Annotated in this window: 16 protein-coding genes and 1 pseudogene; 11 read left to right on the top strand and 6 right to left on the bottom strand. The window is 60.0% G+C overall.

Annotated elements, in window-relative coordinates:
* Nucleotides 1-134 precede the first annotated feature (134 nt).
* Nucleotides 135-392, top strand: coding sequence for a metal-sensing transcriptional repressor (locus AT699_RS16835; RefSeq protein ID WP_019396551.1), 258 nt, complete (start codon nucleotides 135-137; stop codon nucleotides 390-392).
* A 9-nt stretch (nucleotides 393-401) separates the two neighbouring features.
* A complete protein-coding gene (locus tag AT699_RS16830) occupies nucleotides 402-1,712 on the top strand; it encodes an MFS transporter (protein WP_008786740.1) in 1,311 nt (436 codons plus the stop codon).
* Between the two features lie 38 nt (nucleotides 1,713-1,750).
* On the opposite strand, the gene AT699_RS32525 is transcribed toward AT699_RS16830, so the two are convergent.
* Nucleotides 1,751-1,963: an ArsR/SmtB family transcription factor gene (locus AT699_RS32525; protein ID WP_425306389.1), complete on the bottom strand. Its 213-nt coding sequence runs from the start codon at nucleotides 1,961-1,963 to the stop codon at nucleotides 1,751-1,753.
* 382 nt (nucleotides 1,964-2,345) lie between these two features.
* Between AT699_RS32525 and AT699_RS16820 the strand changes: the two genes are divergently transcribed.
* The 5 genes and pseudogenes from AT699_RS16820 to AT699_RS31005 form a co-directional block, all read left to right on the top strand.
* Complete coding sequence (locus AT699_RS16820) at nucleotides 2,346-4,841, top strand: heavy metal translocating P-type ATPase (protein ID WP_008786742.1); 2,496 nt, start codon at nucleotides 2,346-2,348, stop codon at nucleotides 4,839-4,841.
* A 15-nt stretch (nucleotides 4,842-4,856) separates the two neighbouring features.
* Entirely contained in the window at nucleotides 4,857-5,336 is a 480-nt protein-coding gene (gene cueR / locus AT699_RS16815; protein WP_008786743.1) for a Cu(I)-responsive transcriptional regulator, read from the top strand.
* Nucleotides 5,337-5,352: 16 nt separating this feature from the next.
* The gene (gene fdx, locus AT699_RS16810; RefSeq protein ID WP_008786744.1) at nucleotides 5,353-5,691 is read left to right on the top strand and encodes an ISC system 2Fe-2S type ferredoxin; all 339 of its coding nucleotides are present in this window, start codon (nucleotides 5,353-5,355) and stop codon (nucleotides 5,689-5,691) included.
* Between the two features lie 217 nt (nucleotides 5,692-5,908).
* A complete protein-coding gene (locus AT699_RS16805; protein ID WP_024069205.1) occupies nucleotides 5,909-6,592 on the top strand; it encodes a MauE/DoxX family redox-associated membrane protein in 684 nt (227 codons plus the stop codon).
* Between the two features lie 305 nt (nucleotides 6,593-6,897).
* A pseudogene (locus AT699_RS31005) lies at nucleotides 6,898-7,220 on the top strand (Arm DNA-binding domain-containing protein); the annotation flags it as partial.
* A gap of 106 nt (nucleotides 7,221-7,326) precedes the next feature.
* Here AT699_RS31005 and AT699_RS16800 read toward each other — a convergent pair.
* From AT699_RS16800 to AT699_RS31000, 4 genes are all read right to left on the bottom strand, one after another.
* A complete protein-coding gene (locus tag AT699_RS16800) occupies nucleotides 7,327-8,568 on the bottom strand; it encodes a hypothetical protein (protein WP_058207349.1) in 1,242 nt (413 codons plus the stop codon).
* Nucleotides 8,565-9,866: a hypothetical protein gene (locus AT699_RS16795; RefSeq protein WP_058207348.1), complete on the bottom strand. Its 1,302-nt coding sequence runs from the start codon at nucleotides 9,864-9,866 to the stop codon at nucleotides 8,565-8,567. Before AT699_RS16795 ends, AT699_RS16800 begins: the two co-directional genes overlap by 4 nt.
* 132 nt (nucleotides 9,867-9,998) lie before the next feature.
* Nucleotides 9,999-10,727: a CPBP family intramembrane glutamic endopeptidase gene (locus AT699_RS16790; protein WP_158646887.1), complete on the bottom strand. Its 729-nt coding sequence runs from the start codon at nucleotides 10,725-10,727 to the stop codon at nucleotides 9,999-10,001.
* 245 nt (nucleotides 10,728-10,972) lie between these two features.
* Nucleotides 10,973-11,914 carry a helix-turn-helix transcriptional regulator gene (locus AT699_RS31000; protein WP_081247836.1) on the bottom strand — a complete coding sequence of 314 codons (942 nt, stop codon included), beginning with the start codon at nucleotides 11,912-11,914 and terminating at the stop codon, nucleotides 10,973-10,975.
* 548 nt (nucleotides 11,915-12,462) lie between these two features.
* Here AT699_RS31000 and AT699_RS16780 point away from each other — a divergent pair.
* Genes AT699_RS16780 through AT699_RS30990 form a run of 4 tightly spaced genes read left to right on the top strand, consistent with a single transcriptional unit; the run spans nucleotide 12,463 to nucleotide 16,637 of the window.
* Entirely contained in the window at nucleotides 12,463-13,395 is a 933-nt protein-coding gene (locus tag AT699_RS16780; RefSeq protein WP_324610072.1) for a CBASS cGAMP-activated phospholipase, read from the top strand.
* Nucleotides 13,388-14,527 (top strand): CBASS cGAMP synthase, encoded by a 1,140-nt coding sequence (locus AT699_RS16775; RefSeq protein ID WP_058207345.1) that lies wholly within the window; start codon nucleotides 13,388-13,390, stop codon nucleotides 14,525-14,527. The genes AT699_RS16780 and AT699_RS16775 overlap by 8 nt, the downstream gene beginning before the upstream one ends.
* A complete protein-coding gene (locus tag AT699_RS30995; protein ID WP_024069203.1) occupies nucleotides 14,527-16,167 on the top strand; it encodes a ThiF family adenylyltransferase in 1,641 nt (546 codons plus the stop codon). The genes AT699_RS16775 and AT699_RS30995 overlap by 1 nt, the downstream gene beginning before the upstream one ends.
* Nucleotides 16,155-16,637: a Mov34/MPN/PAD-1 family protein gene (locus tag AT699_RS30990; protein WP_081247835.1), complete on the top strand. Its 483-nt coding sequence runs from the start codon at nucleotides 16,155-16,157 to the stop codon at nucleotides 16,635-16,637. Before AT699_RS30995 ends, AT699_RS30990 begins: the two co-directional genes overlap by 13 nt.
* 322 nt (nucleotides 16,638-16,959) lie before the next feature.
* On the opposite strand, the gene AT699_RS16765 is transcribed toward AT699_RS30990, so the two are convergent.
* Nucleotides 16,960-18,231, bottom strand: a complete 1,272-nt coding sequence (locus AT699_RS16765; protein ID WP_169818061.1) for an IS256 family transposase — start codon at nucleotides 18,229-18,231, stop codon at nucleotides 16,960-16,962.
* Nucleotides 18,232-18,268 lie beyond the last annotated feature (37 nt).

The following is an 18,268-nucleotide window of genomic DNA, read 5'->3' as shown; positions in this document are numbered from 1 at the left end:
CGTCTCACCACGGCCGGGATGCCGCTCCGGGCAATTGCCTTAGCCTGGCTCGGCGACCATTCCCCCCGCCTGGCAAGCAGCCGTTGATCTAACATCCAGTGGCAGTATCCCCCCTGGGGGGATATGATTTCAGCATGGAAGACATGCATAAGCACACCACCCATCCCGACCTGGTGAAGCGGCTCAAGCGCGCCGAGGGGCATCTGCGGCACGTCATCGGGATGATCGAAGGGGGAGAAACCTGCCTCGACATCGCCCGCCAGCTCGCGGCGGTGGAAAGCGCGGTGACGGCGGCCAAGCGCGTCCTGATCCACGACCACATCGACCACTGCCTGTCCCATGACGAGGACTCCGTTCTGACCGAAATGAAGGCGCTGACCAAACTGCTCTGAGGCCGTCCGATGCTCTCCGTCCTGAATAACCGCACCTACCGCCACCTGTTCACCGCCCAGGTGATCGCGCTCGTCGGCACCGGCCTGATGACGGTGGCGCTCGGCCTGCTGGCCTACGAGCTGGCCGGCGCGGATGCAGGCGCGGTGCTCGGGACGGCGCTGGCCATCAAGATGCTGGCCTACGCGGGGGTCGCGCCGGTCGCGCAGGCCTTCGCCGACCGGCTCCCGCGGCGCTCGCTGCTCGTGGCGCTGGACCTCGTGCGAGCGGCCGTCGCGCTGTGCCTGCCCTTCGTCACCGAGGTCTGGCAGATCTACCTGCTGATCTTCGTTCTGCAGGCGGCATCCGCCGGCTTCACGCCGACCTTCCAGGCCACCATCCCGGACATCCTTCCCGACGAAGAGGACTACACGAAGGCGCTGTCGCTGTCCCGGCTGGCCTACGACCTGGAAAGCCTGATTTCCCCGATGCTGGCCGCCGCGCTGCTGACCGTCATCAGCTTTCACAACCTGTTCGCGGGAACGGTGCTCGGTTTCCTCGTTTCAGCCGCTCTCGTGGTCAGCGTGCGGTTGCCCACGTCCGTCCCCGGCCCGCGCCGCGGCATCTGGGAGCGAACGACGCGCGGCACGCGCATCTACCTCGCCACGCCTCGCCTGCGGGGCCTGCTGGCGATCAGCCTGGCCGTCTCGGCGGCCGGCGCGATGGTGATCGTGAACACGGTGGTGCTCGTGAAGGCGCGTTTCGGCCTGGGCGAAGTCGAGGTGGCGTGGGCACTGGCGGCGTTCGGAGGCGGCTCGATGGTGGCCGCCTTCGTCTTGCCGTCCCTACTGGAGAAAGTAGCCGACCGACCCGCGATGCTCACCGGCGCCGCTGTCCTCGTCGTGGGCACGGCGATCGGCGCACTGCTGCCGAGCTATGCGCTGTTGCTGCCGCTGTGGCTGGTGATCGGCTTTGGCTACAGCGTGGCGCAGACGCCATCCGGCCGTCTTCTGCGCCGCTCGGCCCACGCCGAGGACCGTCCAGCGATCTTCGCGGCCCACTTCGCGCTGTCGCACGCCTGCTGGCTCATCTGCTACCCGCTGGCCGGACGCTTCGGCGCGGCCATGGGGCTGCAATCGACGTTCGTCGTCATGTCCTTGATCGGCCTAGCTGGCGTGGCGCTGGCGCTTCGGCTGTGGCCGGCCAGCGACCCGTCGGACTTGGCCCATGACCATCCGAACCTGTCGGCGGATCACCCCCACTTGCGTCAGCACGCGAACCAAGGCGGGCACCATCACGTGCTGGTCGTGGATGACTTGCACCGGATCTGGCCGAAAGGATAGGCCTCACGGGACGCGGTAAGGGCTGTTTCGCACCAAGGCTAGTCGTCGCTGTTGTCCTCAACGATGTGGATGGCCATGTCCAGCAGCACCTGGCTCACGTGCTTGTCCGCTACCTCATAGAAGATCTGCTTGGACTGGCGCACGCCCTTGACCAGACGGGCTCCACGCAACAGTCGAAGGTGATGGCTGACCAACGACTGCGAGAGTTCGACGGCTTCCGCGATGTCGCTTACCGACGTGGACCCCTTCATGCAGCACAGCATGACCTTGAGCCGCGACGGATCGCCCAGGAGCCGGAAAGTCTCGGCCAGGATGGTCACGTCATTCTGTGACAGGGAGGCCAGATCGGTGCTTGGGCCCTTCGGTGGGGCACTGGCTGGTTTGCGTGGAGTCATCTCTCAAAAATTCCTACCCTCGAACGGCTGTTCGTGCCCTTCAGGATCAACGAGGCTGCGACCGCTTGAGCGCGCGCACAGCCCGGGACCAGGGCGAGCCTGGCGACCAAGGCCCCTCGTTTCCCCCGTGCGCCGGGCCATTTCTGAAACCTGACAGTACCCGAAAAAAGCGCTTGACCTTCCCACGATGGTAAACCCTAAGCTCCCCCATGTCGAATATCAACTATGGGAAACAACCATGAGCATGCCAATAACGAGTGATGCTCGTGCCACCGCAGCAGCGATCAGCCTACCCATCGAGGGCATGACCTGCGCGAGCTGCGTCGGCCGAGTCGAGGCCGCCCTGGCCAAGGTGCCGGGCGTGGACAGCGTGTCCGTCAATCTCGCCACCGAGCGGGCGGACATCCGCCTGGCCAGTCCTGTCGATCGCATCGCGTTGATCCAGGCGGTCGAGAAGGTCGGCTACGACGTGCCGGCTGGCACCGTCGAACTGGCGGTCGAGGGCATGACCTGCGCCTCCTGCGTGGGCCGCGTCGAGAAGGCACTCAAGGCCGTGCCCGGCGTCACCGAGGCCACGGTCAACCTCGCGACCGAGCGTGCCACCGTGCGCGGCGTGGCCGCCGTGGCGGACCTGATCGCGGCCATCGAGAAGGTCGGCTACGAGGCCAACCCGGTGGATACCGGCGCGCAGGCCGACGAGGAAGCCGCCGAGAAGAAGGACGCCGAGCGCGCCGAACTCAAGCGCGACCTGACCCTGGCCGCCGTGCTGGCGCTGCCTGTGTTCGTGCTCGAAATGGGCTCGCACATGATTCCCGGCATGCATGAGTGGGTGGCTTCCACCATCGGCATCCAGCAGAGTTGGTATCTGCAGTTCGTGCTGACCCTGCTGGTGCTCGCCATTCCGGGCTGGCGCTTCTACGAGAAGGGCTTCCCGGCGCTGTTCCGCCTGGGTCCCGACATGAACTCGCTGGTCGCGGTCGGCACGGCCGCAGCCTTCGGCTATTCGATGGTCGCCACATTCGCGCCCAGTCTGCTGCCGGCCGGCACGGTGAACGTGTACTACGAGGCGGCCGCCGTCATCGTGGCGCTGATCCTGCTGGGCCGCTTTCTTGAGGCACGGGCCAAGGGCCGCACCTCCGAGGCCATCAAGCGCCTGGTCGGCCTGCAGGCCAAGGAGGCGCACGTGCTGCGCGACGGCCGCATCGTGGACATCCCGATCAACGACGTGGCGCAGGGCGACATCGTGGAAGTGCGCCCCGGCGAGCGCGTGCCGGTCGATGGTGAAGTGACCGAGGGCCGCAGCTTCGTGGACGAGTCGATGATCACCGGCGAGCCGATTCCCGTCGAAAAGGCGGAAGGCAGCACCGTGGTCGGCGGCACCGTCAACCAGAAGGGTGCGCTGACGCTGCGTGCCACCGCCGTGGGCGGTCAGACCATGCTGGCGCAGATCATCCGCATGGTCGAGCAGGCGCAAGGTTCCAAGCTGCCGATCCAGGCCGTGGTGGACAAGGTGACACTGTGGTTCGTGCCCGCCGTCATGCTGGCCGCCGTGCTGACCTTCCTGGTCTGGCTGGTGTTCGGCCCGTCGCCCGCGCTGTCCTTCGCGCTGGTCAATGCCGTGGCGGTGCTGATCATTGCCTGCCCGTGCGCCATGGGTCTGGCGACGCCGACCTCCATCATGGTCGGCACGGGCCGGGGCGCCGAGATGGGCGTACTGTTCCGCAAGGGTGAAGCCCTGCAACTGCTCAAGGACGCCAAGGTGGTGGCCGTGGACAAGACCGGCACGCTGACCGAGGGCCGCCCGGTCCTGACCGACCTGGAGATTGCCGACGGCTTTGACCGCAACCAGGTGCTGGCGAAGGTCGCCTCTGTCGAATCGCGCTCGGAGCATCCGATCGCACGCGCCATCGTCGAGTCGGCCGTGGAAGGTGGCATCGCGCTGCCGACGATGACAGACTTCGATTCGGTCACGGGCATGGGCGTGCGCGCCACCGTGGACGGCGCGCGTGTCGAGGTCGGTGCCGATCGCTTCATGCGTGAGCTGGGGTTGGACGTGAGCGGCTTCGCTCGCACGGCCGAGCGCCTGGGCAATGAGGGCAAGTCGCCGCTGTACGCCGCGATCGACGGCCGACTGGCCGCCATCATCGCGGTGGCCGATCCGATCAAGTCCAGCACGCCCGCGGCCATTGCCGCGCTGCACCAGCTCGGCCTGAAGGTGGCGATGATCACTGGCGACAACGCGCGTACCGCGCAGGCTATCGCCAAGCAACTGGGCATCGACGAGGTGGTGGCCGAAGTGCTGCCCGAGGGCAAGGTCGAAGCCGTGCGCCGCTTAAAGGCCACCCACGGCCAGATCGCCTACGTGGGTGACGGCATCAACGATGCGCCGGCGCTGGCCGAGGCCGACGTGGGCCTGGCGATCGGCACCGGCACCGACGTGGCGGTGGAGTCGGCCGACGTGGTGCTGATGTCCGGCAACCTGCAGGGTGTGCCCAACGCCATCGCGCTGTCCAAGGCCACCATCGGCAACATCCGCCAGAACCTGTTCTGGGCGTTTGGCTACAACACGGCCCTGATCCCGGTGGCCGCTGGCGTCCTATACCCCGCATACGGTGTGCTGCTGTCGCCGATCTTCGCGGCCGGAGCGATGGCGCTGTCCAGCGTGTTCGTGCTCGGCAACGCGCTGCGCCTGCGCCGCTTCCAGCCGCCGCTGGCGGCGGATACCGCTCATTGAGAAAGGAGGAACACCATGAACATCGGTGAAGCATCCAAGGCCTCGAAGGTCTCGGCCAAGATGATCCGCTACTACGAGCAGATCGGCTTGATTCCCCCGGCCGACCGGAACGATTCGGGCTACCGCGCCTATAGCCAGGACGACGTACACCGGCTGCACTTCATCCGGCGTGCGCGCGACCTCGGCTTCTCGGTGGCCGAGATCACGGACCTGCTGGGACTGTGGAACGACAAGTCGCGCCGGAGTGCCGACGTCAAGCGCCTGGCGCAGCAGCACATCTCCGAGCTGGACCGGCGCATCGCGAGCATGTTGGAGATGGCCGAGACGCTCAAGGCGCTGATCCGGTGCTGCGCCGGCGACGAACGGCCCGACTGCCCGATCCTGCACACGCTGGAGCAACTCGATACCAGCGACGACGAGCCCGAAGCGCGCACCGGCGCCGTGCCACGGCGTGCAAGTGGCAACGCAGCGGCAAAGAAGCCGCGTGCGCACTGAGCAGCCGGGAGAGACCATGCCCAAGATCACCGTCTTGCCCCATCCTGAACTGGCGCCCGAGGGCGCCGAGCTGAACGTGCCGGTCGGCACCTCGATCTGCGAGGCGCTGCTAGACAACGGCATCGAGATCGAACATGCCTGCGACATGAGCTGTGCCTGCACGACCTGCCACTGCATCGTGCGCAAGGGATTCGATTCCCTCAACGAGGTCGAGGAGTGCGAGGACGACCTGCTTGACCGGGCCTGGGGGCTAGAGGCGCAATCGCGCCTGAGCTGCCAGGCCATCGTGGCGAACGAGGACCTGACCGTCGAGATCCCGAAGTACACGATCAACCATGCCAAGGAGAACCACTAGGACCCAGCGTGCCGCCGCGGGCGCGCCGGCCTGCGGCGGGGTTGCTCTGGCAGACGGAGGACTGACGGCGTTGCAGCCTGACGACCGCCCCGGGAGCCAGATGCCTACACCCCCTTGCACCACCGCCGGTTAGGCAGGAAATGTCGTCAAAGTCCTTCAATCCGTGATAGTCGGCGCTGCGGCCGGCCCATGAAAAGTCCCACAGGAGAAGTCCAGCATGTCTGCGCCCAAACAAGCCACGCTCTACCGGATGGTCATGCCCGGCCATACCTGCCCCTACGGGCTGAAGTCGCTCGATCTGCTCAACCGCAAGGGCTACGAGGTCGAGGACAAACACTTGCCGAGCCGCGAGCAGACGGATGCGTTCAAGAAGGAGCATGGCGTCGAGACCACCCCCCAGGTCTTTATAAACGGGCGGCGCGTGGGCGGCTACGACGACCTGCGCAAATTCTTCGGCATGTCCGTGAAGGACAAGAACGCCGTGACCTACACCCCTGTGATCGCGCTGTTCGCCATGGCGGCCGCGATGGCGCTGGCGGCGAGCTGGGCGGCCTTCGGCCAGCTCTGGAGCATTCAGGCGGCAGAGTGGTTCGTGGCCTTTGCCATGTGTCTCCTGGCGCTGCAGAAGCTCAAGGACGTGGACGGCTTCGCGACGATGTTCCTCAACTACGACCTGCTGGCCAAGCGCTGGGTTCGGTATGCCTATTTCTACCCGTTCGCGGAGGCCATCGCAGGCGTCCTGATGGTCGCGGGCGTGGGGATGTGGGTGTCGATTCCGTTGGCGCTGTTCATCGGGACCGTCGGGGCCGTGTCGGTTTTCAAGGCGGTCTATGTCGATCGCCGGGAACTCAAGTGCGCCTGTGTGGGCGGGGACAGCAACGTGCCGCTGGGAGTGAATTGACGTCCTTCGAGGACTATCGCCAGCTATCGAAAAACTGCCGTAACGTGTTGATTTATAAGGAAATACGTCACGGTGGCTATCGATGGCTATCGCTGGCCAGCAGAAAAAGTTGGCGGTAGAGCTGACGGTAAAAATCGAGGCCGGATTAAGACGCTCTCGTTCACTATTCAGACTTTTACCGTCTTTGACGGTAAAAGCCTTCTCGGGAATGCTTGTTTTATGCGGCTTTCCGGGCATCAGCAGGTCTCCAGGTCCTTGACGGTAAAACCTGACGGTAAAGCCGTCACAAGCCGGAGGAAACCTCGATGCTTACTGACGCCGCACTACGAAATCTGAAGCCTAAGTCCAAGATTTATAAGGCTTCTGACCGGGACGGGATGTACGTGACGGTATCGCCCAGCGGTACTGTCACCTTCCGCTACGACTACCGCCTCAACGGACGCCGCGAGACGCTAACCCTCGGGCGCTACGGCCCTGGCGGCATCTCACTGTCGGTGGCGCGCGAACTGCTCCTGGACGCGCGCAAAGCCGTGCTCAAGGGCATCTCGCGCGCGCTCGAAAAGCAGTGCGAGAAACGCTGGGTGTGGTCGCCAAGACCTTCGGCACGGCGATGGAGACGTGGCTGGCGGCGCCGTCGCGCTTGGCACCCAGCAGCGGACTTTGTGCTGATCCTGACGCTTCTGGTAAGCAAGAATCGATGCAAGTTGTTATTTGGCCGCGTTTCACTAACGGCCTCAAAGCCAAACGTGCTCTTCACGCGCGACGAGCTCGCGCATCGATTGCACGTCGATTGCCTTGGCTACGGCACGGCGCGCTGCCACTTTCTCGGGGCTGCGCTCGGTTTGAATCAGTGTGCTCGCACAAGCGTTGCACGCCAGTTGGAAATCGAGTTCGTTAGCGCGTGCGAACAACATGCTCTTTCGCGAGTCATCGATTAGCATGAGGCGTATCGGATTCAGGCGAAGAAGGTTGCGCCAGCGCTCATCCATCGAGATGAAATAGGGAACGAAGAATGATTCAAACCGGGATAGGGTGGTCGTTTGCTCCATCAGTCGGAGATGCGTCATATCCCAGGCCATCCCTTGAATGTCCTTCAGCATTGTTTTGGATTGGCCCGTGATGGGGCCGAAGAACGGCGCAACCACCTTGCGATTGATGCCGCTCCAGATCAAGCTCAGTTCCGTGACGGGAAGGAAACCCAGTTTGGACAGGCTGAAATCAAGCAGTTCGCTAAGAATGCGTTGGGGAACGGGTTTGCGTTCATGCCATAACGTGGCGAAGCGAAGTAGCAGTGCCTGAATGCCGAGACTCTTTGCCTCGTGGTGCATCACTGATGTGCTGGTCTGCGCTTCGGCAAGAAAGGCTTCAGCGTCGGGACGAAGATGCGTGCGGAGAGACTCTGGTGAAACGCCGAAATCGAAACGACTGGGGTCTGTGTTGAAGGCGGACCAGTTCAGATGGTTAAGCATACGAAATGCGATCAACGTGTTCAGTGGTCGCTGGTTCTCTTCATTGCTACGGGCTAATCGTAGGTTTTCATATAGAAATGGCAGGACATCGAACTGCACCCTTGCATTGTTGGCCTTGAGCATAAGGACCTCAAGCACCCAGTTGCGGTCGGCGGGCTGGATGTGTTCGCCGCTGAGTGTTGCTCTCAGCTTTTCCGCGAAATTGGAGTCGAAGCTCAGCGAGTAATCGAGGGGTACCGTCGTCTGACCGCCGGTGAGCCGTGCTTGAACGCTGACTTGGCGGGACATAAAAAAAGCGCAAGGCCCCTCGAAGATCGGCGTCACATATACGCTCGACGCCAGTCCGAGCCCAAGGTCGAGAGCCACGGCACCGGCATGCTCCGTGCTGATGAGGGCGCGAAGATTCACGCACTCATGGGCTCGGTGAATTTCGATATCACGCAGAGCGTCTTGATCCCCGGTAATCAGGGCCTGGAACAGCGCGTCAAGCACAGGTGGTGTGGTCATGCGGAGCCTGCGAGACGGTTCAGGATGGTTGTGACCAGCGCTGCAGCTTCGGGCGCGTGGATCGTATGGGGAGAATGAGGGCGGGCGCGAATGATCCCAGCCAGTTCGTTAGGGCTAACGAAGGCGTAGCTATCCCTTGGACGGTTGCCGGTCAACTCCGATATCTCTGTCTTCAGGCTCATCAGCGTGGAATTGCAGTGGTTGCAAATCTCGGATGCGCTTGACCATGCGCCACGGCCATGGTTGGTGCTGATGTGGAAGCTGACTTTGCCCTCGTCGCCCACATAAAGGATTTCTTGCTTGGTGCGTCGGCATACGGGGCATGACCAATCGTCGGCGACCTGCTCCCAGCGGCGGGCTCGGTATTCGTCCGATAGCAGCATGGCGAGGAAGTTCGCCGGAAGCGGGCGCCCCTGCTTGGGTATCGTCGTACGCCAGCGCGTGAGATTCCTAGGGGCCGTCTTTTGCTGCGGGCCGAGTGCCTTATAAAGGGATTCGGTGGATACCCACTTCAAGATGGTCGTATCACCGGTCCGGTGTCCGTTACCAAGTGTGGGGATCGGCTGCATCGTGCGGTCATACGGTTCGTACCAATGGTTGTCGGTAGCGGCGGCCTGCGCCACGGTGCGTATCAGTTCCATCCGCAGTTCATAAGCGGGCCTGGCTTCCTTCCATCTTTGGTGAGCTGCGTCGGCGTCAACATCGTGAGGATGATGCGCCGAGCTTTGGATGAACGAGCGAATCTGTCCGATCGAGAAGGAGAAGAAAGATGGCGCTTCCAACAGCTTCTTGGCCTCGGTATCGGCGTTGTTGCAGTCTTCGCAGATCAGGACTTCCTCATATGCTGCAAACGCGCTTCCGATACGTTCCACAAGCCGATTTCCCTCGATCTGTGCATCACGGGTGCCGGCTTCTTCAAAGGCTACGTGGAAAGCAGCCTTGAGCGCTTCGCCCATGTGGTCGTGATGGACAACGAGCTTTGCCAGAATCTGGTTCTTCTTGCCGACCCGCGAGATATGGAATTTCGATCGTCCACAGCACGGGCATGACCACGCTTGGGACGAGCCGATCCAATGCGCATTCATTTCAAAGTCGGTGAGTCGATGATGTGCTTTGATGGCTGTCGACAATGGCGAATCGACGCTATCGATAGTAGTGATTTCGCCATCGCTGACTGATTTGACCAGTAAGGGGAGGGCCTCTTCTCTCAACGTCAGCATCGTCTGGTAGTCAATGGGTTCGTGCTGGGCGGACCATTGTGCGAATCCGCTCGAATAGAAGAATTGGTCGTCACTCATATTCTTTGTTCGCATCAGTCGGGTATGAGAAGCGGTTGTCGAATCCTGCCATCATCCCTGGGTAGTCGTGGGCTGCGCAGCGCGATTCGAGAGCGTCTGCCTATGGGGCGTCTCGTTTGGATGCCACGGCGGTTAGGTCTGAATACGAGCCATGACCTGATCGCAGGCCAATGCGAACGCGATGGCGTAGGCATGCAAACCTATCGGAAGCACGAGGCCATCCGAGCGAATCCGCGCTGATGCGAATACGATCCCAAGCGCGAATAGCGCCAGGAAGGTTGTCAGGTACTGGTAGCTCGCGTGGTGTTGGTAGGAGAAGAAGCTTGCCGTACCCACGACTGCAACCGTTGCGATCCACCTATTGGCCTTGAATGGCAATAGCGAAAGCAAAAAATGCCTAAAGGCGAGTTCTTCCACGATAGGCGGCAGGAGAAGCAGACAGGCCACCATGATGGCGATCTGCGCTGGCGTCTTGTGGTCGTAGAGGCTCGCCATGCTGACTTCACGTGGTTGCCCGAGCCACAGTGCCGTGCCATAGGTAGCCAGATAGATTGCTGATACCGCCAAAATGCCTTGCACGACGTGTTGGCGCCGAATGCCGCCCATGAAACGAATGTCTGGGAAGCACCAGCGCTTGTGGACGGCGAATAGAGCGAGAAGCAGCAAGGCGGACGGCCCGTAAAACACGGCAATCGTGTAGCGCACCATGTCTTGTAGGCTGAACTGGCTGACGATCCAGGGCAGCGTCAACCGATAGATGCGGTAGGCCAACAAGCCGAGCAGTAAGGCCACGCTCCATCGGGTGGCAAAGGGTTGCCCCAAACCGAAAATATTCCTGAATCGTTGCGCATCCAGTCGCATGTCCATTTCGTTCCCAAGTCTTGATTTCCATCTGTCCGACAAGGAATAATCGAGTCGGGCGTCTCCCGGCTGTGCCGGGCCGCGCTGTCGTGCTCCGCATCGAGTCTCGCCTCCTTTGGGCTTCCATCGCTGACGCCTACTCGACGGCAAAACCCTGATTAACCACTACAAACTGAAAAGAGCCACTCCCACAAAATCAGAGAATAGTTGCCTACTACAGCAACCCGCTCTAACCCCCATCGATTTCACAACGCTTTGATCGGAGCATTGGGTGCATCTGGCCTAGGATCGCGATATCCGGGAGCTAATCGTGCATTGCTTGCTCCATACAGTGCCAAAGGATCCTTCAGCCAAAGAGCATACTCAAGCCCTTCAAGGCTGTGATCAGGAGAGCAGTCGATCGTAGACATACGCAGCATGTAGCCCGCATTCGCTGCCCGGACTTTGACATGCAGCACACCGTCAGGCATGTCGTAATCCATCATCACCACCTCGGGGCGCGGGTGGTTTGGATGCGGAACCAGCTCGAGCTCAATGATGCGATTCCATTGGACGTCCTTTTCGACTTTTTCTTCCTCGCCGATGGGGCTCTCCTCTAAAACGACGGGATTCTCCATACGAGTAAGGACGAAATCACGGAATCCTTTGCGCCTGCGATCGAAGGCCCGTACGTGCCATCTAATGCCGATGTCGACAAGAGCTATGGGAACGATCTCGCGTTCGGTCCGACCACTTTCTACTGATGTGTAGACCAGCTTGACCGCTTTGCCGCGGTTGATAGCACGCGTAATAGGCGCCAAGACTGACATCTTTGGCTGATTCAGCGCTGTAGGAAATTCGCATCGGACCATCGACTTCAGGGAATCTCCCAGCCCTTCACCAAACCCATGGGACAACGCGGTTAGTACGCGTTGCGGCGAATGGTCGAACAGGGGAACAAAGCTCTCCGTAGGGCGATAAACCTTGTCGACGTTGTCAAGAATCAGGTTTCCAGGCGCGATCTCCCTGTACTGCGCGATGTCACGAGTAGCCGCAGCTGGACCAGTGCCAAAGCGGCCTACTACATCAGCACGTCGCAACTCCCCGAGGAAGAACAACTTGAAATCTATATGCGACAGGCGCTCACGCTGGGCTTGAGTCAGCTCCTCCAGTAGCGCGCGTCGCTGTTCATTCGTGTTTGTAGTCATCCCGAAATAATAACAAACTATGCGACATAAGGCGATATATTTAGATGCTTGATCTAATCATAGTGATGATGTAAAGTGATCGCACAAAGCATGAATGGAGGTTTCTATGGCAAAAAACAATCCCATCGGCGACGGCCGTCGAGTTGGTGCAGTGCGAGACCGCAGCCAAACCCAGACCCCCTCCGGCCATTACGTCAAACGTGATACCGAAACAGGCCGCTTCCTGGACGTCAAAACGTCTGACAAGACCCCGTTCAAGGGTGTACGTCGCGAGAAACGGTGACCTGCATGCTAGATCACTATCCATCCTGCACAGCGCAAGCGTCTCGCCTGCCCCTGACACATTGCCTCCTGACCGAGCCTTTGCGTTGGTCCAACTCGCTCGTGATGAAGGAGGTATCCGGATGTTGACTGGGCACGACTCTCATTTGCTGGACCAAGGCGAAGAGCCTAGCCAGGATCTAGGAAGCCAGACTGGCGTCACAGCTCCCTTTCATGTTTTAGCGCTATCCGGTGGTGGCTTCCGGGGGCTGTACACCGCTACCGTCTTGAAGCACCTGGAGGAGCAGCTAGGAACACCGCTGGCCAAGCGGTTCGATTTGATCTGCGGAACCTCAGCTGGGGGGCTACTTGCTTTGGGGCTCGCAGCCGAGATTCCCGCGCCCCAGCTGCAAGACATGTTCGAGCACCATGGCAGTCGCATTTTTGGCGGCTCGACAGGTGCCAGACGCCTTTTCCCTCAAATCTTCAAAGCCAAGTATTCGCCTGACGGATTAAAGGCTGTCTTGACCGAAAATTTTGGCGATCTCACCCTCGGCGACCTGAAGCATCGCGTACTTATCCCGACGGTTAATTACTCCAAGGGTAACGGGCAGTTCTTCAAGACGCCGCACTCCCCAAGGTTCTTCATGGACTACAAGCACAAGCTTGTAGACATTGGATTGGCAACTGCTGCGGCTCCAACCTACTTCCCGCTGCACGCCATCGGAGAAGAAGGCGTCTTTGCTGATGGAGGGCTGGTCGGCAACTCTCCCGGCTTCTTTGGCTTACATGAGGCCCACCATGCCTTGGGAGTGCCGCGCGGGAAAGGAAACGTCCGAGTCCTTGCGATTGGAACGATGACCCTGGGTGCCACGAAGAGTGGCAGCACAGGCCTTGACTGGGGTATCAAACAATGGGGAGCACGAATCTTCGACCTCGTCATATCTTCGCAAGAACACTCCGTCGACGCGATGCTGAGCCATCTGCTGGATGAAGATTATGTCCGGATAGATGACCCCGCCACACCGGACCAGAGCAAGGACATCGCAGCTCTGGATGTAGTCAGTTCGGCCTCCATCCAAGTGCTGAAGAGCCGAGGAACACAGGCCGCCCGTCGGGCGCTGGGTGATAAAGCACTGACACCATTCTTGAATCACACCGCCGCCACCCCCGTGTTCTTCCACGGGCCTAACAAAACCCTGGAGAACCACCATGCTTAATCTGAGCTCTCTCTTCTACTCTGGCGTGGAACAGCCTACGCTCCTGGATAACATCACCCTTTCGGATCGGCGTTGCGAGTTCATCCTCGAAGCCAAGGAAGCTATCCGTGCCCAGTTGCGCACGGGGCTCCCGGCCGTTCTTAAAGAGCTCGGGTATCCAGGGGCGGCGGTTCAGCCGCGCTTCTTCACGCAAGGATCTTGGGCATACAAGACGCTCAACGCACCTGCGCACCCTGAACAACAAGCGGACATTGATGATGGCGCCTACCTGCCGCTGAGTTTCATGCGGCTCACCTCGAAGCCGAGCGTAGCCAGCAAAGTGTTTTTCGCGGCAGCTGAAACAGCCCTGATGCCGCTGGTTCAAGAACGCAAATGGCGCCTCATTACTGACAAGCCAACGTGCATTCGTATTGAAATAGCTGAGTTCGCGCACATCGACGTGCCTTTGTACGCAATTCCAGACGACCAGTTTGAGCAGCTGCGCAAAGCCGCTCTGTCTGCGCACGGCTACTACGCGCTTGATGAGGCAATGAAACGCGCCGAGCGCGATGCTTGGACCGAACTACCGCACGACCAGGTGCTCCTCGCTCACCGTGAAGATGACTGGTTTAAATCTGACCCACGACCAGTAAAACGGTGGTTCCTCGGCGAGGTAGATCGACACGGCGAGCAGTTCCGCAGAATTGTTCGCTATCTCAAGTCTTTTAGGGACTGGCAGTGGGTGCAGGGTGGTCCTTCATCGATCCTTCTTATGGCTGCGGCGGCTCCTTTATTCGAGCCTCGTGATCGCAGAGACGACCTTGCCTTGCTCGACCTGCTTGATAACCTGCCAAGGGCCCTGCGACAAGGCGTTCTTTGCCCGACAGACCCCAATGAGTCCCTAACGGATCGCCTCGGAGCGCCTGGAGTTGAGGATGCTGCCCAAAAGCTGGAGCAGCTTGAGAAGTCGCTGCGAGGCGCGATTCATGCCAGCTCGCCAAGCCAGGCACTTATCTGGGTACGTGAGCAGTTTGGGCCAAGGTTCCCGAATACTCCTGAGCGCGTCAAAGTAAGCTCCGCTACAGCAGTGGTCCAAGCCACTCCGGCAGCGATTGTTTCAACGCCACTCGTAGGACGTACGCAGGCAGGCTGATGAACGACGAGACACAGCTGTCTAAGCTCACCCGTGCGATGAAATCGCGAGGGTTCACCTACCTGGGACGGGATGCGGGCGATTGGCTAGCGTTCAAGGGCGCATTGACAGCAGCAAGTACCAATCATGCAGCGCATGTAGCTGTTGATCCGACTGGGGTGGATCTTCCTAGGATTGGTGTAGAGTTGCCACTGGGAACACCGAATGTTTTGGCCCATGTCGGCGCTAACGGCCAAATCTGTTACGCTGCTCAAGGGAGCGTCGTACTGGATATTTTTGACATTGCTGGCCAGGCGCTGGGCTGCATTGATCGGGCCGAAGAAATCTTGGATCTTTCGTTGAGAGGCAAGATGGATCAGGACCTAGAGGATGAGTTCTTCGCGTTCTGGCACGGTGATCTCTGCTTTCTCGACATCTACCCCGGCGATCCTGGGGCACTCGATATTCTGTTTGCCAAGCGCGGTAGTGCTGCAACCAGCGTCGTATTCGTCACTAACGATGTAACTCGCACTAGAGAGAAGCTTCAGGCCATGTCGCTCCAAGAGCGAGAAGTACTGAAGGGAGCTGCTTTCAGGGTAAGCACTTCCGCCAAACCAAAACCGTCACAAGGTGTGTGGCCCCCTCCAACGGTAGCTGCGCTATTGAAATGGCAGGGACTGCTTGATCCGTCGGCAAAGCGCAACATAGAACGCCGACTGCTTCAATCGATTGCCTCCAGGCGAAACGCATCACTGTGCGTCATAGATTCGCCAATTACACAGTACGCTTTCTGGACGGATTTCGAAACCGTGGATGATCAGGTCAATCGATCACGGCAAGATCCAAGAGTAAAGCTCTATTCCTCGAAAGTGTATCCAATGATCTCGATCAGAATGGACGACAAATACGTCGCCGAACGCAACGTGCCAGAGGGGCCGACTCTCGCCGGCAAGCGTGTCGCCCTTATTGGGTGCGGAACCATAGGAGGCTTCCTGGCGGAATTGCTGGTAAAGGCTGGCGCCGGCCTGAATGATGGAGACTTGGCTCTCATTGATCCAGATATCCTCCTCCCTCAAAATGTCGGTAGACACCGTTTAGGCCTAAATCGGGCACTGCAGTACAAGTCCAATGCGCTTAAAGAAGAACTTTCCCTCGCAGCTCCGACAGCCAAGGTACGAAGCTTACCCGTGAAAGCGGAGGAAGCCGACTTGAACTCCTTCGATTTGATCATCAATGCAACCGGAGAAGAGGCCTTAGGTCACTACCTCACACGTACCGCCACTGATTCGGGGAATTTTGTCCCGACTTTATCGGTTTGGGTTGATGGTCCCGGAGTCGCAGTACGAGCGCTGTTTCGGGACACTACTCAAGCAGCATGTACTCGCTGCCTTTCCGACACCCATCGAGCCTCGCTTTATCCCGTAGTGAACGAGCCAGTGCCGACTGAGTTGGCGGGGCACGGATGTGAAAGCTTGTACGTACCTTTCCCCGCTAGCGTCTCGGTTCAGGCCGCTTGCCTAGCGGTAGAAATGGCAACCAGTTGGGCGGCGAACCAACCTAGCCCACGGCTGCGTACCCGAGTGACTCGACACGGATTCAGTCAAGCAGCACCAGATGGAGATCCAGTGAGGCAACCCACGTGTGCAGCATGCCATTCGTAACAGAATGGTCCACCAGGGATCACCGAAACCTGGTGGTTTTTGCACCGGATGTTCTCAAGGTTTTTAAGCATTATCGTCAGCGGCTTTTTTGGCAACCGGAGGGTGGGGGCATTCTCTTAGGGCGCCGGCGCGGCAAGCATTTGGAGGTCATGCTTGCAACCGAACCAGGTCATAAAGACAGGCGCTCAGCATTTTTCTTTGTGCGTGAAGCTGACGGGCATGCGGACATTGCTGAACAAACTTGGCGCCAAGGCGATAAGAAGATCGACTACCTTGGGGAGTGGCACACTCATCCACAGAGGGTACCGACTCCGTCAGCCATTGACCGGCTCGAATGGGAGAAACTGATACTCCAACGGTCTCAGTTAACGCCCATTCTAGTCGTCGTGGTAGGTACGAAAGCAATACATGCTGAACTCATTGATGGCGTTCAATATAAGATACTGTCGCCAATCGGATTATCGGAATAGTCCCATCTACTTATCGGGCTGGACTATGGTTTGTAGGGATGTTACTCGTCCATCAGGACAACGAATCCGGCATCCAGGTGGCTAGCGGCCGCAGCAGCATCCTGGAGTTGAGTTCTGCGTCCCATAGGTGACTGGTCGACGTACCGCCTGCAACTAGCCCATCTTTGGGCCCAGTTGATTCTTCGCTTCATAGAGCACATCTGATTCAAGTTGAAGCGTCGATATTTACCTCGTAACAGTTGAAAATGAAGAAGCCGCTCATGACAGCGGCTTCTTCAAGGAGCCTGTCCGTATTTTCGTGGGCGAGGCGTTTTAAAAGTTGTTATCCCCGCGCCGCAGTAAACCGTTCGCCGAACAGGATAGCAAACTGGTTCATGGCGACTTTCCAGTCGAAGGTCGCCCTGACGGACTTGGCCAGTACGTTGCGTAGCGCCAGCCATAGGAGCTTGATGGCGGCCTCATCGGTGGGGAAGTGGTCTCGCGTCTTGATGATCTTGCGCAATTGCATGTTCAAGCTCTCGATGGCGTTGGTCGTGTAGATCACGCGCCTGATGTCCGGCGGGAAGACGAAGAACGGCGTGACGTTCTCCCAGGCCCGCTGCCAGGCCGCGACGATCGTTGGGTACTTGGTCCCCCAGGGCCCATCGGCGAACGTTTGCGGCGCCAGCTCGGCCGCTTGTGCGCTGGCGGCAGCGTAGATCGGGCGCAGGGCGGCGGCCACGGCCTTGCGGTCCTTCCACCCCGCGTAATCCAGGCTGTTGCGGATCAGATGTACGATGCAGGTCTGCACGGTCGTGCGCGGGAAGGCCGTGCCGATGGCGTCGGCCAGGCCCTTCAGGTCGTCGACCACGGCGATCAGGACGTCCTGGCACTCTCGGGTCTTGAGTTCATTGAAGACCTTGAGCCAGAACTTGGCCCACTCGGTCTGCTCGACCCACAGGCCCAGCACGTCGCGCTGGCCGTCGGCCTGCACGCCCAGCGCCAGATACACCGCCTTGTTGCTGACCCCGCCGTCGTCGCGGATCTTGACGCGCAACGCGTCGAAGAACACCACCGGGTACATCACCTCCAACGGCCGGTTCTGCCAGGCGATGGTCTCGGCCATGACCTCGTCGGTGACCGAGGTGATGAAGTCAGGCGAGACCTCGGTGCCGTAGCTCTCGGCCAGGAACGCCTGGATCTCGCGCACGCTCATGCCCCGTGCGTACATGGCGATGATCCGGTCATCGAACCCGGTGAAGCGTCGTTCGTGCTTGGGAATCAGGATCGGGGCGAAGGAGCCGTCCCGGTCGCGCGGAAGCTCCACGCGCACCGAGCCATGCTCGGTCAGCACCGTCTTGCCGCTGGCGCCGTTGCGCTCATTGGCCTGGCTTTCGGGCTTGTCCTCGCCTGGCCGATAGCCCAGATGCAGGTTCATCTCGGCGGCCATCGTGCGCTCGATCACCGCCTTCTGGAACGACAGGAACAGGTCTTGAACCTCGCTGGGCGTCATCTGCCCCTTGACCAGATGGTCCAGCAGTTCGGCTGGGACTTCAGGCAGCGGCCCACGGGCCGCCGCCTGGGCGGCTGCTGTGCGTTTCTTCTTCATCGGCATATCCATGATCTTTAGTCCTCATGATATGCCTCGCACA

This window comes from Achromobacter xylosoxidans (genome assembly GCF_001457475.1).
In the GTDB taxonomy this organism is placed as follows: Bacteria; Pseudomonadota; Gammaproteobacteria; order Burkholderiales; family Burkholderiaceae_B; genus Achromobacter; species Achromobacter xylosoxidans.
This window is presented reverse-complemented; position numbering and strand designations above follow the sequence as displayed.